The 13,625-nt window shown below is 41.3% G+C and carries 12 protein-coding genes; 7 read left to right on the forward strand and 5 right to left on the reverse strand.

Annotation, left to right across the window (positions count from 1 at the left end; genetic code table 11):
• Nucleotides 1-262: 262 nt before the first annotated feature.
• The 3 genes from Aba26S_RS14730 to Aba26S_RS14740 all read left to right on the forward strand — a co-directional run bounded on the left by Aba26S_RS14730 (nt 263) and on the right by Aba26S_RS14740 (nt 2,370).
• Nucleotides 263-718, forward strand: coding sequence for a bacteriohemerythrin (locus tag Aba26S_RS14730; protein WP_005239202.1), 456 nt, complete (start codon nt 263-265; stop codon nt 716-718).
• 246 nt (nt 719-964) lie between these two features.
• On the forward strand, nt 965-2,047 hold the full coding sequence (locus tag Aba26S_RS14735; protein ID WP_043973021.1) for a membrane protein: 1,083 nt from the start codon (nt 965-967) through the stop codon (nt 2,045-2,047).
• Complete coding sequence (locus Aba26S_RS14740) at nt 2,047-2,370, forward strand: RnfH family protein (protein ID WP_005239199.1); 324 nt, start codon at nt 2,047-2,049, stop codon at nt 2,368-2,370. Before Aba26S_RS14735 ends, Aba26S_RS14740 begins: the two co-directional genes overlap by 1 nt.
• A gap of 53 nt (nt 2,371-2,423) precedes the next feature.
• Here the strand turns inward: Aba26S_RS14740 and Aba26S_RS14745 are convergent, their stop codons facing one another.
• Nucleotides 2,424-2,822, reverse strand: coding sequence for an outer membrane protein assembly factor BamE (locus Aba26S_RS14745; RefSeq protein ID WP_005239197.1), 399 nt, complete (start codon nt 2,820-2,822; stop codon nt 2,424-2,426).
• 111 nt (nt 2,823-2,933) lie between these two features.
• On the opposite strand from Aba26S_RS14745, the gene fur reads away from it, so the two are divergent.
• The gene (gene fur / locus Aba26S_RS14750) at nt 2,934-3,371 is read left to right on the forward strand and encodes a ferric iron uptake transcriptional regulator (RefSeq protein WP_005239195.1); all 438 of its coding nucleotides are present in this window, start codon (nt 2,934-2,936) and stop codon (nt 3,369-3,371) included.
• 96 nt (nt 3,372-3,467) lie between these two features.
• On the opposite strand, the gene Aba26S_RS14755 is transcribed toward fur, so the two are convergent.
• Both Aba26S_RS14755 and Aba26S_RS14760 read right to left on the reverse strand, forming a co-directional pair.
• The gene (locus Aba26S_RS14755; RefSeq protein ID WP_043973023.1) at nt 3,468-4,586 is read right to left on the reverse strand and encodes a PilT/PilU family type 4a pilus ATPase; all 1,119 of its coding nucleotides are present in this window, start codon (nt 4,584-4,586) and stop codon (nt 3,468-3,470) included.
• Between the two features lie 24 nt (nt 4,587-4,610).
• The gene (locus tag Aba26S_RS14760; protein ID WP_004655144.1) at nt 4,611-5,648 is read right to left on the reverse strand and encodes a type IV pilus twitching motility protein PilT; all 1,038 of its coding nucleotides are present in this window, start codon (nt 5,646-5,648) and stop codon (nt 4,611-4,613) included.
• Between the two features lie 126 nt (nt 5,649-5,774).
• On the opposite strand from Aba26S_RS14760, the gene Aba26S_RS14765 reads away from it, so the two are divergent.
• Together Aba26S_RS14765 and Aba26S_RS14770 are read left to right on the forward strand one after the other, a co-directional pair.
• Entirely contained in the window at nt 5,775-6,467 is a 693-nt protein-coding gene (locus Aba26S_RS14765; RefSeq protein WP_043973025.1) for a YggS family pyridoxal phosphate-dependent enzyme, read from the forward strand.
• Nucleotides 6,468-6,573: 106 nt separating this feature from the next.
• Nucleotides 6,574-7,416 (forward strand): undecaprenyl-diphosphate phosphatase, encoded by an 843-nt coding sequence (locus Aba26S_RS14770; RefSeq protein ID WP_005239189.1) that lies wholly within the window; start codon nt 6,574-6,576, stop codon nt 7,414-7,416.
• Between the two features lie 126 nt (nt 7,417-7,542).
• On the opposite strand, the gene Aba26S_RS14775 is transcribed toward Aba26S_RS14770, so the two are convergent.
• Together Aba26S_RS14775 and Aba26S_RS14780 are read right to left on the reverse strand one after the other, a co-directional pair.
• Complete coding sequence (locus Aba26S_RS14775; RefSeq protein WP_043973027.1) at nt 7,543-11,139, reverse strand: AAA family ATPase; 3,597 nt, start codon at nt 11,137-11,139, stop codon at nt 7,543-7,545.
• A 9-nt stretch (nt 11,140-11,148) separates the two neighbouring features.
• A complete protein-coding gene (locus tag Aba26S_RS14780) occupies nt 11,149-12,399 on the reverse strand; it encodes an exonuclease SbcCD subunit D (protein WP_043973029.1) in 1,251 nt (416 codons plus the stop codon).
• Between the two features lie 164 nt (nt 12,400-12,563).
• On the opposite strand from Aba26S_RS14780, the gene Aba26S_RS14785 reads away from it, so the two are divergent.
• Entirely contained in the window at nt 12,564-13,346 is a 783-nt protein-coding gene (locus Aba26S_RS14785; protein WP_043973031.1) for a crotonase/enoyl-CoA hydratase family protein, read from the forward strand.
• Nucleotides 13,347-13,625: the final 279 nt, after the last annotated feature.

Genomic DNA, 13,625 nt, shown 5'->3' on the forward strand with positions numbered 1-13,625 from the left:
ATATATTAAATATATCTTTATATCAAATTTATCTTCATATTCTGTAGTTAGTTTAATAAAATTAGATAGATATTTTTTCTTATTGGTTAAAAAATACTTGAGTGTTTTGATTGGTTAAAATATTTAATTAAATATAAAACAATAGTTTAATTTGTTTTGTGTAAAAATATTTAAAACCTGACAAAAATGCTGCGTTTTTATTTAATTGCATTGCCGATATTATATTCTTATTCAATAAATCAAATATGGTTTGGGGTTCGATATGGGTATGAAATGGTCTGTCGAATATAATACAGGAATAGAGGTGATCGATGATCAGCATCGTCGTATTCTAGATTATATTAATGAAATTGATGAATTAAACGAAGGTGATGATCGAGCCAAATTAAAAGGTATTTTAGATAATATTATTGATTATACCCAATCGCATTTTACCTTTGAAGAAAGTTTGCAAGAAGAAGCAAACTATAAATATCGTGTACCACACAAGCGAGTGCATGATTTATTTATCAAAAAGATTGAGACCTATCGCCAACGTTTTGAGCTGGGGCAGGAAATTGATAGTGAACTGCATGAAGCTCTTTCAAAATGGTTGATTAACCATATCCGTCATGATGATGCAGATTATGTTGGTGCAGTGAAAGAAAATATGATTGGAATCATCAAAGAAAATGAAAAGAAAAAAGGGAAAAACTGGTTCGCTCGTTTCTTCTCATAATAATAAGATAATAAAAAAAGACTCCTTGTTATGAAAAATAATAAGGTTGGTATGAGTGATATACAGGGGGTCTAATGAATAAAATAATAACTCGTGCGCAGCAAATCATCTTCACCGGTGATTTGCTTTTTTCTTTCGATATCTTTTGTTTTGATTTTCAGGCGTGAGAAAGGCAAAATAGATTGAATATTTCATTGCAAACTCCATAAAGCGCAATGAGTTCAAAGATTTTTCAAGGAATGCATTATGCAGGACACAACTCTGTCACGCTGGTTGGCTCCAGTGATGGCGTTTTGCCTATCATTTGTCATGATTACCACATTGGCTCCGACTGTGGGTATCCAGATTGACCGCCAATTTGATTTTTGGTTACTGTGGTTGGGAACCATGATTTTATTGGCATTACCGATTGGTTATCTTGAAATTGCTTTAGCTAAGCGTTCACAGACTACTGCGCTACAAGCACTTTCGGGCTTAACGCGTGATGCAGATGCTTCACCAAGATGGCGGATTGTGGGATGGTTAGCCGTTGTATTCGTACCTTTTTTTGCAGGTAGTGTGTTGACGACTGCAACGTATGTCGTTACACAGCAACTGAGCCCTAATTTACCCAATCAGGCGCTTTTCGCAATCTTTGCCATTGTCGCAGTTGGACTTTCTTTCATTCCCCGTCAGATTTTAATTGGACTCACAACCATTGGCGTACTGGCTGCATTTGTGTTTGCCAATGTAATGGGAACACATTTACAGGCTTGGCACTGGACGGCTGTCGAGTTTAAAGAGTGGGGTAATGCAACGGTATTGGCTTTGGTCGCAAGTTGCTTGGGCTTAGGCATCTATTGGCAAAGCAGTCTAACCGTGGTTAAACAACAGAACGCGGCAACAACTGCGGTTTTACCGATCTGGGTGGCTCAGTTACTTGCAGTGATTGCGTTTGGTTTCTTCTCTGTTCAGGCACAACTTCCTGCTCTGGCATGGATTTTTGCCGCAATTATGTCTGCGGCATTACTGATTCAGTTTGCAAAAGAACAATTAGTACAACGCCAGCTTGCGATTGTGGTGCAATGGGCAATCCTGCTTGCAGCAATTGCTGTATGGGCAGCGCCACAAGTTGAACAAATTTTTAATAGCTTGTTGATGTTATGGGGATTGGTAATTTGTCTGATTTACGCCGTGTTTGCGGGGTGGATTATGAAGATCAGTCATCTTCGTAAAGCCATGGGTTTTAGTAATGAGATGTTCTACAACGTATGGCGTATCGCGGTACGTTTAGTGCTGCCACTGTCAATCCTGATCGCAATTGTTGCGGTGGTTGGACAAACACTCTAATGGAACAAACAAAACAAGTTTGGGTGGCCTTTGCAACGCCTGAGCAGCAATTTCATCTTGCTGTTGCCTTTCGTGAAGGTATGACCGCGCAACAGGCAATTGAATCGAGTGGTCTGGCTGAACAAACTACATTGCCAGAAGTTTTACATTTGGGTGTGTTTGGCAGCAAAATTGAAATCGATACCGTGCTTCAGGCAGGCGATCGAGTCGAGATTTACCGAGCTTTAACCATTAATCCGAAAGATATTCGCCGTAATCGGGCTGCTAAGAACCCAGTCGGACGTTTTATCAAGGGTAATCGTTTTAGACCATCAAGTTCATAAATAAAACCCCTCATGATTGACTCGATGAGGGGTTTCTTTTTATGGGAAAGCCGTTATAGTGGTGGCGCAGTCAAAATGGCTTCTTTTGATGCCGGTAAACCAGGTTGTGATTCTGGAATCGTATCTAAGCCTTCTATACGTTCTACGTTACCATTCGCATCAAAATAAACTTTTAAATGTTGACCATGTGCTGCAGGTATTTTTGCTTTTTTCGCATAAGTGCCTGGGATATAGTTGTAAATGTAGTCCCAACGTTGTGGATTCAGTGGATCTGTAACCGTTGGGCTGCCAAGCAAGAAACGGACTTGCTGAAAGCTCATGCCCACTTGTACTTGAGAAGCTTGTGCTTTGGTTAATGGTGTTCCTTGTGGAATATCGACTTTATAAACACCAAAGACTGAACAACCGCTAAGTACTGAAGTGACGAACAACGCCAGCATGATTTTTTGCATTTTGCTACACTATCCTGATAAATGATGATGCATTTGGTTCAAGGATAGATCATACTGCATCTAAACTCTATTGCCTATTCCAACTTAAGATTTGTTGAGAGACCTTTTTTTATGCCGATTTCCAATCAAGACTTACGCAAAGCTGGACTTAAAGTTACCCTTCCTCGTATTAAGATTTTGGAATTATTAGAAAATTCAAAACAACATCATTTAAGTGCTGAAGATATTTATAAAACTTTGCTTGAACAAGGCGAAGATGTTGGCTTAGCAACGGTTTACCGAGTGTTAACACAATTCGAAGCTGCAGGTATTATTCAGCGTCACCATTTTGAAAACAATCACTCGGTTTTTGAAATCATGCAGGAAGATCACCATGATCATCTTGTATGCTTGAACTGTAATAAAGTTGTTGAATTTACAAATGATATTATTGAGAAAGAGCAACATTCAGTTGCAGACCAGCATGGCTTTGCCCTAACTGGACATTCTTTAAACCTGTACGGTTACTGTAGTGATGCCGAATGCCAAGAGGCTTATCGTAAAAAATAAGCACGATTGTATTAAAATCGAAAAGTTCACCAAAAGTGAACAAATAAAAAAGGGAAGGTTACAAAAACCTTCCCTTTTTTAATGGGTTAATTTGAATTATTGACCATCGAAGGTGATATTACGGCTTGCACTTAATAGCTGGTCAGCACCTTCTTCTGACAGTTTGATGGTAAGACGTAGATCATTTGGAGAGTCTGCATGCTTTAAGGCGTCTTTATAGGTGATCTGACCTGCCTTATATAGATCGAATAAGGCTTGGTCAAAAGTTTGCATGCCTAACTCACGAGAACGTTTCATTAGATCTTTAATCTCATGAATTTCGCCCTTACGGATATAGTCAGCCAAAAGTGGTGTATTAATTAAGATCTCAATTGCAGCGCGACGTGAATTACCATCTGGGGTTGGAATCAGTTGCTGTGCAACCAATGCTTTTAAGTTCAGCGACAGGTCCATATAGAGCTGGCTATGACGATCGGCTTCAAAGAAGTGAATAATACGATCCAGCGCCTGGTTGGCATTGTTGGCATGCAGGGTGGCGAGGACCAAGTGGCCTGTTTCTGCGAAGGCGATGGCATAGTCCATGGTTTCACGAGAACGGATCTCACCAATCAAGATCACATCCGGTGCCTGACGCAGTGTATTTTTCAGCGCAATTTCAAATGAATCGGTATCAATGCCGACCTCACGTTGCGTGACAATACAGCCTGCATGTTGATGCACAAATTCGATTGGGTCTTCAATGGTGATGATATGACCCTTCGAGTTGTGATTGCGGTAACCAATCATGGAAGCCAAAGAGGTCGACTTACCAGTACCTGTTGCGCCGACAAAGATGATAATGCCACGTTTGGTCATTGCCAGTTCTTTCAGCACTTCAGGCAGTTTCAAATCATCCATGCTTGGAATATGGGTTTCGATCTTACGCAGTACCATACCTGGCATATCACGCTGCTGAAAGGCACTGACACGGAAACGTGCCGTCTTTTCACGATTCATAATCGCGAAGTTACATTCACGTGTCTCGGCAAATTCTTTACGCTGTTTATCGGTCATAATGGATTGCACCAATTGACCCACAATTTCCCCTGAAAGTTTGCTTTTTGAAACAGGCACAATTTGTCCGTTAATTTTCATTGATGGTTCAACATCTGCGGTGACAAACAAGTCCGATGCATTTTGTTGAATCATCAAGTTGAGTAAATCATTAAAATCCATGATATTTCTCTAATCCATTTATTTTTATAGGAATGATTCAGGTTGTTTTGCTACTGTACGAGCAGTTTGTGGGCTAATTAAGCCTTTAGACACCAGTGTTTTCAGGCTTTGATCCAAAGTGGTCATACCGTAGTTGGCACCTGTTTGGATCGCAGAATACATTTGTGCGACTTTGTTTTCACGTACAAGGTTACGAATCGCAGGAATCCCGATCATGATTTCATGAGCAGCCACACGACCACCGCCATTCTTTTTCAACAGCGTTTGAGAAATCACGGCTTGCAATGATTCAGACAGCATGGCACGAACCATGTCTTTTTCTTCTGCAGGGAATACGTCGATGACACGGTCAATGGTTTTTGCCGCAGAGGTAGTATGTAGTGTCCCAAACACCAAGTGACCTGTTTCCGCGGCCGTGAGCGCCAAGCGGATGGTTTCCAAGTCACGCATCTCACCGACCAGAATAATATCAGGGTCTTCACGCAGCGCTGAACGCAGTGCTGCATTAAAGCCATGTGTGTCACGGTGAACTTCACGCTGGTTGATCAGACACTTCTTTGATTGATGAACAAATTCGATCGGGTCTTCGACGGTTAGAATATGGTCATAACGGTTTTCATTGATATAGTCGATCATCGCTGCAAGGGTGGTGGATTTACCTGAACCCGTTGGACCAGTCACCAGTACAATGCCACGTGGATAGTCACAAATTTCTTTAAAAATGCTACCCAGACCCAAATCTTCCATGGTTAAAACTTTCGATGGAATGGTACGAAATACTGCACCAGCACCACGGTTCTGGTTAAATGCATTGACACGGAAACGGGCGATATTGGGAACTTCAAATGAAAAGTCAGTTTCTAGATCTTCTTCAAAATCACGACGTTGTTTATCATTCATAATGTCATACACCAAGCGGTGTACATCTTTATGTTCAAGTGCTGGCAAGTTGATACGGCGGACTTCACCATCCACACGAATCATAGGAGGCATACCCGCTGAAAGGTGCAAATCTGAAGCACCGTTTTTAACTGAAAAGGCGAGTAATTCTGTAATATCCATAATTTCCCCGAAACAAACTAAAATGTCTCATTATTTTGTAGAATAATATAAGGCTTTCATGCAGGCATACCAACACCTGAAAGAATGTCTGAGCAAAAAAAGATTCCGTAAATGAGAACTGTGTCAATGAATCAATCGCAACAATCCCGTCAATCTGTTTTAAATCAAATAGAACAGGCCTGTCAGCATGTACAACGAGATCCTGCAACAGTGCAATTGTTAGCTGTTTCAAAGACACACCCAAGTACTCGTCTTAGAACGATGTATGCAGTTGGGCAGCGTTGTTTTGGGGAAAATTATTTGCAAGAGGCACTAGAAAAAATTGAGGAACTGCAAGATTTAGAGATCGAATGGCATTTTATTGGTCATGTGCAACGCAATAAAACCAAACATCTGGCGGAAAAATTTGATTGGGTGCATGGGGTTGATCGTTTGATTATTGCCGAACGTTTATCCAGCCAACGGTCAGATCAGCAAAAAGCATTGAATCTTTGTTTACAGGTGAATATTGATGGACAGGATTCTAAAGATGGCTGCCAGCCAGAAGAGGTGGCGGAGCTGGTTCAGCGAATTAGCCAACTGCCCAAGCTACGTTTACGTGGTTTGATGGTGATTCCTGCACCCGAGAATCATGCTGCATTTGCTGATGCTAAAGCTTTGTTTGAACAAGTAAAAGCTCAACATGTACAGCCGCAAGACTGGGATACCCTGAGTATGGGCATGTCGGCTGACTTAGATGCTGCAATTGCAGCAGGTTCAACCATGGTCAGAATTGGAACAGCCTTGTTTGGATCGAGGGAAGCGCTAAAGAAAGAATAATTTCCGCTTTGGGTCGGATATTTTGTGGTGAATCTGTAATCAATTAATTTAAGCTTAATTTTTCTCATTTATAACGCAAATATTTTAATGTTTGAGTTTGTAATGTATGGATTTATTACACGTTTTTATTCTAGCGATCATTCAGGGCTTCGCAGAATTATTACCTGTTTCTAGCTCAGCACATGTAATTTTAGCTGAAAAGCTCATGGGGTATGATCCTTCTGCACCAGATATGACCTTCCTGCTGGTCATGTTGCATACAGGTACAATGTTTGCGGTTATTGTCTATTTTTGGAAATCATGGAAAGACACCTATTTTTCTTCATGGGAAAGTTTTAAACGTCAGGCATTCTATGTTGTGCTGGCAACACTGATTACGGGTGTATTGGGTCTAGCATTGCAAGCTTTAATTAAACATGTATTTTTTGGTGGGGCGAGTAGTTTTGAGATTGAACATCTGTTTAGTAATTCAAAATTAATGGCAGCGGCACTTGCAGCAGCAGGGATACTGATTATTTTATCATCGCGCTTAGATCGAGGACAGCAAGGCAATATCAATTTACGGAGTGCTTCGATTATTGGCGCCGTACAGGCACTTTGTTTGCCTTTTCGCGGTTTTTCCCGCTCAGGTGCGACGATTTCGACGGGTTTATTCTTGGGAGTATCGCGTCAGAGAGCAGAAGAATTTAGTTTTGCACTGGCGGTGGTATTAACCCCAGCTGTTATTTTAAAAGAGCTGTATCGTTTAGTTCACGCTCAAGGGGGGCAAGTTGTTGCGCATGGGCAATTATCACATGTCATAACCCCAAGTTTGCTTGGCATGTGTTTTAGCTTTGGTGCTGGTCTACTTGCATTGAAATGGCTCTCTTCTTGGTTAGAGCATGGCCGTTGGCATTTGTTTGGTCTATATTGTTTAGGTTTTGCTGTTGTGGTGTTGTGTATTCACTAACAACGCATGACTGCTTATATTTTCATAGGGAAGGTAGAGTACTCCCTATGAAAATATATTATTAAATATGCTCAACATTTCAGTCGCGGATAAACCGAAGTTGTTTATTCTTGCATTCGGTTTTATTTACCCGACCACCTCAATCCGACTCGAACCTGACCCAATCGGCTGTACCTGAATTTGTACAGGAATCCGTTCGTGCATCTCCTGAATATGTGAAATGAGGATGACTTTGCGTCCTTGACTTTGCAACTGATCCAAGGCATTCATTACCATATGTAGCGAAGAGGCATCCAGCGTGCCAAAACCTTCATCAATAAACAGCGACTCGATTTTCATTGAGCCAGACGCCATATTGGCAATCGCCAAAGAAATCGCAAGGGCGGTCAGGAAAGACTCACCGCCAGACAATGAAGCCACGGAACGGGTTTCTCCATCCATATCATGGTCAATGATGGCTAGGCTGAGGGAGTTATCCAAACGTTTTAAGGTATAACGCTGTGACAACATGTTGAGTTGCTGGTTGGCATATTCGAGCAGAATATCCAGATTATATTGCTGGGCTAAATCACGGAAATCCTTGCCTTTAGAATCACCAATCAAACTGGAAATTTTATTCCAGCGGTGTTCCTGCTGCTGAATCTGCTGGATTTGATCGGCAAACTGCTTTTGTTTGGCGACATTTTGTTGATGGACTTCCAATTTCAGTTTGAATTGATCACGTTGTTCAGCTTGCTGCTGTAGCTCCTCATGATTGATACGGATATGTTCAAGCAACTGGGTCTGTTCAATGTGTGGTTGTTGTTGCTGATGAACATCTAATTGCTGTTGTAGTGTTTTTAGTGCAGAGGCGGCTTCATTGAGCAAGCGCTCTGCATTGTGTAATGCCGTTCGAATCTGCTGTTCTTGTTCTGTACCAATGCTAAGTAAGTCAGCCAACTGCTTTTCTGCAAACTCGGGATGTTGGCTCAGCCATGCATGAATTTCATTTTTGGCTTGAGCATGGGTCGCTTGTTGCTGCTGCTGGTGGGCTTTAAGCAGTTCCAATTCATTTTTCTGCTGTTCAAAACTTTGACGAGCTTGTTCAAAACTTTGCTTGTTTTGATGATATTGCTGTTGTAATTGTTGGCGTTGTTGATCATGTTGATTTAGCCATTCATTGGCTTTAAGTTCGGTTAAACCGGTCATCGCTACAATGAGTTGATGTGCAGATTCTGTATTTTGTTTGCCTTTAACTTCGATGTCTTTGAGTTGCTGGTTAAACTCGGTATGTTGAGTCAGTAAACCGACTAGATTGGACTTTAATAAATTCAGTTGCTGTTTGAGTTGGTCTTGTTGTTTACTTAGGGTCTCAGCTTGTTCAAGTTGTTGGGTGCGTTGCTGCAAACGTTGCACGAGCTGTGGCGCGTAGCCTAAAGTTTGTTGCTGCCATAGGCTTTGTTCATCATGCGTTAGGCAATCTATAATATGCTGAATCTGTTGTTGTAACTGCTGTACGCTTTCGATTTGATAGTGAATATTTTGAATGATCTGGGTCAGGTTGTAGTGGTCTTTATTGGCCTGATGCAGTTGCTGTAACTCAAGTTCGATCTGTTGTTTGAATTGGCTTGTCTCATTGCCCCATTGCTGTTGCGCTCTAGCTATTTCCGCATGCGGCTGAGTTAAATCTAACTGGACGTCGAACTGTGCTGCATGTTTGACTAATTCTTGATGTTGCAGCTTGAATTTGTCATCCGCTTGTTGCACGGCCGACTGTAATTGGGTCTGTTCGGTACGAATTTGGGTAAATTGCTGCTGTATATTTTGCCAAAGCTGAAAACAGTGTTGTTCGTGTTGAAGAGCCTGTTGTTCTTGCTGTTGTTGTAGTTTATACAAGGCTTTGGAGAGCTGACTGGCATCATCACGGTAGGGATGTTCGGTACTGCCACAGACCAGACAAGCTTCGCCGTGTTTGAGTTCAGCCCGCAGATGTTCGATATTTTCAGCATGCAATAAACGTTGTTGTTGCAATACTTGCTGTAATTTTTCCCGTTCAGTTTTGGCAGATTGAAAGTCGACTTCACTTGTTTGCAGTTGTTGTTCCAGCTGCTGATATTGTTGCTGCGTGGTACTAAGCTGATGAGTCAGTGCCTCGTATTCTTTTTTAAGTTCAAAATAATGCTGTAATTTTTGTTGAGTCAGATCCAGTTGATTCAGTCGAGCCTGTTGCTGTTCTCTGAGTTTTTGTTTCTGCTCAATCTGATTTTCAATCTGTTGTGGTGGACCAAATTTTTGAATGAGTTCATGCAATAGGATTTTATCTTGCTCAAGCTTGGACTGTGCCTGTTGAATCGAGCCTAAATTTTGTTCGACTTTTTGGTATTGCTGAATAAATTGATTGAGCTGCTGAATATGAGCATTCAACCCTTTATCTAAAGCGGAGAATTGTACGCTTTGTTGCAGTTGTTCAAAACAGCGCTGCTGTTGTATGGATAGGTTATGGTGGCTTTGTTCAAACTGCTGTTGTTGCTCAAGCAATGGTTGTTGTTGCGCTTCGTTTTGGCTTAAGCGGACTTTAGTTTTCTTATATTCATCGGCAATATATTCACGTTCTTGTACATATTTACGCACTTGGGAGAGTTCATGCTGATGTTTTTGTTCAAAGCTTTGAAATTGCTGTAAGGCTGTTTCAGCTTGGGTATAAGCTGTTTTTTCTTGCTCAAAGTGAGTGCTTAATGTCGAAAAGTGCTGCTGCTTGTGTTGAATCTGTGGCTCAAGCTGTTGCAGTGCTTTTTCCAGCTGTTGTTGTTGGAATACAACAGGACGAATGCCTGAAAAGGTTTCGAGTTGACTGAGTCGACTGCGATCTGCTGCTAATGCCTCATATGCTTGAATCTGAATGTCATGCTGTTGCTGTTTTAGTGTGATTTCAGTTTGAAGTTTCTGTTGCTGTTCAAACCATTGTTGCTGTTGATTGAGCTGAACTTTGTTAGCTTCCAACTGTTGAACCTGTTGCTGTACCTGCTGGAATTGAGCTTTTAATTCGGCAATTTCTTCATCTGAACTGATTTCAATATGACCGAGCACATTTTCCAGTTGCTTGCGCTGGTTGCTGATTTCACGGGTTTTTTCAAAAGCCAGTTGCCCAATTTTTGCAAAAATACTGGAATTGGTCAGATATTCTAATAATTCACCACGTTCATTATCGCGTGCCTTTAAAAAAGCGGTGACTTCAGACTGTGCCAACAGTACCGCACGGGTGAATTGCTCAAAACTGAGTTGAGTAATCTGTTGAATATGGGCTTCAACTGCTTTGCTTTTGTCTGCAACGACCACACCATCGGTCAGGCATTTGAGTGAGCGTTGTACACTTTGCAGTTTGCCACTGGCATTTTCACGGGCGCGTTTAATTTCCCAACGTGCAAGGTAATGTTTTTGGTCTTGCGCCACAAAACACAGTTCGGCAAAACCATGTCCTGTACCGCGACGTAGAACCGTTAAAGGGGAGTTGGTTAGCAGTTCCGAACCATCGACATCTAACAGTTTGCCATCACTTTCTTTGAGGCGCGGAATTTTATTAAATAATGCCAGACACATGGCATCTAAAATCGTGGATTTTCCTGCGCCAGTTTTTCCGACAATGGCGATCAGTCCCGCACTGGCCAAAGGCTCAGTCTCAAAATCAATAAAATGCTCATCTGCTAAAGATGCCAAATTTTTCAGCCGAATTGATAAAATTTTCATGGCAGGTCCTTAAACAGTCTGATCATCTTCAAGTTGCTTTTGCGCTTCTGCGACCAAACTCATAAAGTCTTTGGTGACTTCATCATCGGCGTGATAGCCCTTTTTCTCCCAAATTTGCTGAAATAGTTTTTCGGGTGTTGGTGGTTCTAGGCTAATTGTTTGCTTGCTCACGGCAGTGCTTTCATTGGAGAGATATTGTCTGGAAATGCGTACCAACCGATAACGATCTTTGGGCAAGGCATCTTCAAATTGTTGTCGTAGATTGGGTTGTGGGGGCGTCGTGGTGTGATATTCGATATCGACATATTCACGATGCTCGAGATTTTCGATCGGTTCATTTGGCAGATTGCGCAGGCGTTGCATGACTGCACTGAGTTCATCTTTAATTTTATGCAGTTGAATACTTCGAGGTATCGGCAAAGTTTCAAAGCTAAACGCGTCTTCATTTTTTTTAGGATCAACGGTAACTTCAACCACTTGATGTTTATAGTTGATTTCACTAAATGACAGAGGAATAGGTGAACCGCTATAACGAATATGTGGATGCTGTACTTTTTGCGGTTTATGCAAATGTCCCAGTGCTACATAATCAATGCTGTCATCGAACAGAGCCGTAGATAGGGCTTCTTCATTACCAATAATAATCGGTCGTTCTGAATCGGAGGTTTCTCCGCCTTGCATATGCGCATGCGACATTAGAATCAGGGCTTGATCATCAGTTTTACGGCGTTTGGCTTCTTCGATCAATTGTTGATGCAAATAAGCAATCGCATTCTGACTGTTGGTGGTGTGTTCATTAAAGCCTGTGATTTCAGCTGATCGTAGAAATGGCAGGGCAATACACCACGCCACAATCTGTTTTTGCTCATCATAAATCGGCAAAATTAAACGTTCTAAATCGAGGCTTTTATCTTGATTCCAACGAATTACCCCAACGGTTTTGGCATTATATTTTTCTAAAAGAGGCTCAACCTGTTCAATGCGATAACCCGAGTCGTGATTGCCTGCAATCATTAAGGTTTGCATGTGTGGGGCAAGCTCATGAGCATCGGCAAGGAACTGATACAGTTGTTTTTGTGCCTGTGAGCTGGGATTAATCACATCAAAAATATCGCCCGCAATCAATAAGGCATGCGGTTGTTTGGCTTTGATCTGCTCAAGTAACCATGCCAGAAATTGTTCATGTTCGTAGTGGCGGGAATGATTATAAAAAAACTGCCCCAAATGCCAATCAGACGTATGAAAAAAACGCACGGTCATAAATGAATCTAAAAATAAAATAAACCCGAATAAGGTAGCACGTATTTAGGGCGAAGGGAGCGTCTTGCTCAGCAGAAAAAGCACTACAAGATGCCGCTTGATCATTTTTAAGCGATGCTCTAGTTTGAGCTCTATAGCATTATTTTAACAATGAGGAATATAGAATGAGCTTAGGTCAAGTAAGCCGCGAAATTATTGATCACATCATGTTGATTGGCTTGGATCGGGTGGCAAAGCGCAATGCTTTCGATAGCCATATGATTCAGGATTTATCCCTTGCTTTAACAGAATATGAAAACAATGCTGAATTGCGTTGCGCCGTGATTTTTGCGCATGGTGATCATTTTACCGCGGGCTTAGATCTGGTGGAATTACAGTCTAAAATTTCACAAGGCATTTTTAATTTTGCAGCGGATCAGGTGAATCCGTGGGGAACAGGTGGTCGGCATCGGACTAAACCAGTCATTGTGGCAGTACAAGGGATCTGCTATACCGCTGGGGTGGAGTTAATGCTGAATGCCGATGTGGTGATTGCCGGTGAAAATACCATCTTTGGTCAGTTGGAAGTATTACGCGGCATCATGCCATTTGGTGGTGCAACTGTTCGTTTCGTGCAGGCTGCAGGTTGGCAAAAAGCGATGCCTTATTTATTAACGGGCAAAACTTTTGATAGTAAAACGGCCTATGAATTGAACCTCGTCTCGGAGGTGGTGGCGTCAGGGCAGCAACTTGAGCGTGCCTTGGAAATTGCTAAAGAAATCTGTGTTTCTGCACCATTGGCTGTACAGGCGTTATTGGCTTCTGCAACAGATGCAGTAACACAGGGACAAAGCGTCGCATTTGAAAAAATGAACAATTATTTAATGCCACTGTTTGTATCTGAAGATGCACAAGAGGGCGTTCGGGCTATGTTAGAAAAACGTCCGCCACAGTTTAAAGGGCATTAAAAATAAAACTTTTTTAAGCTATTATAGTTAATAAATTATAATCACATATTTAGTTTAAAGGTTTTAATTATTAAAAAATAGTAATGATTTATATTTTTTAATCTTCGTGTGGGCTGTGAAAATATATTTTATAGTGGTGTGAGGGCTTATACTTGTTAAATAGTTATTCATGGGGAAACAATGACTTTTATGATTTTAGTTTCATATTTTTGGAAAATATCTTTTATTGTCGGTTTTTTTCTTCTATTTAGAAGAAAGAAAGACCCATACTTGGGTATT

The sequence above is a fragment of the Acinetobacter sp. NBRC 110496 genome (assembly GCF_000876115.1).
In the GTDB taxonomy this organism is placed as follows: domain Bacteria; phylum Pseudomonadota; class Gammaproteobacteria; order Pseudomonadales; family Moraxellaceae; genus Acinetobacter.

Coding starts and splice junctions, on each gene's coding strand:
- Aba26S_RS14730 (WP_005239202.1), top strand. CDS start 263: ATGGGTATGAAATGGTCTGTCGAATATAATACAGGAATAGAGGTGATC.
- Aba26S_RS14735 (WP_043973021.1), top strand. CDS start 965: ATGCAGGACACAACTCTGTCACGCTGGTTGGCTCCAGTGATGGCGTTT.
- Aba26S_RS14740 (WP_005239199.1), top strand. CDS start 2,047: ATGGAACAAACAAAACAAGTTTGGGTGGCCTTTGCAACGCCTGAGCAG.
- Aba26S_RS14745 (WP_005239197.1), bottom strand. CDS start 2,822: ATGCAAAAAATCATGCTGGCGTTGTTCGTCACTTCAGTACTTAGCGGT.
- fur (WP_005239195.1), top strand. CDS start 2,934: ATGCCGATTTCCAATCAAGACTTACGCAAAGCTGGACTTAAAGTTACC.
- Aba26S_RS14755 (WP_043973023.1), bottom strand. CDS start 4,586: ATGGATTTTAATGATTTACTCAACTTGATGATTCAACAAAATGCATCG.
- Aba26S_RS14760 (WP_004655144.1), bottom strand. CDS start 5,648: ATGGATATTACAGAATTACTCGCCTTTTCAGTTAAAAACGGTGCTTCA.
- Aba26S_RS14765 (WP_043973025.1), top strand. CDS start 5,775: ATGAATCAATCGCAACAATCCCGTCAATCTGTTTTAAATCAAATAGAA.
- Aba26S_RS14770 (WP_005239189.1), top strand. CDS start 6,574: ATGGATTTATTACACGTTTTTATTCTAGCGATCATTCAGGGCTTCGCA.
- Aba26S_RS14775 (WP_043973027.1), bottom strand. CDS start 11,139: ATGAAAATTTTATCAATTCGGCTGAAAAATTTGGCATCTTTAGCAGAT.
- Aba26S_RS14780 (WP_043973029.1), bottom strand. CDS start 12,399: ATGACCGTGCGTTTTTTTCATACGTCTGATTGGCATTTGGGGCAGTTT.
- Aba26S_RS14785 (WP_043973031.1), top strand. CDS start 12,564: ATGAGCTTAGGTCAAGTAAGCCGCGAAATTATTGATCACATCATGTTG.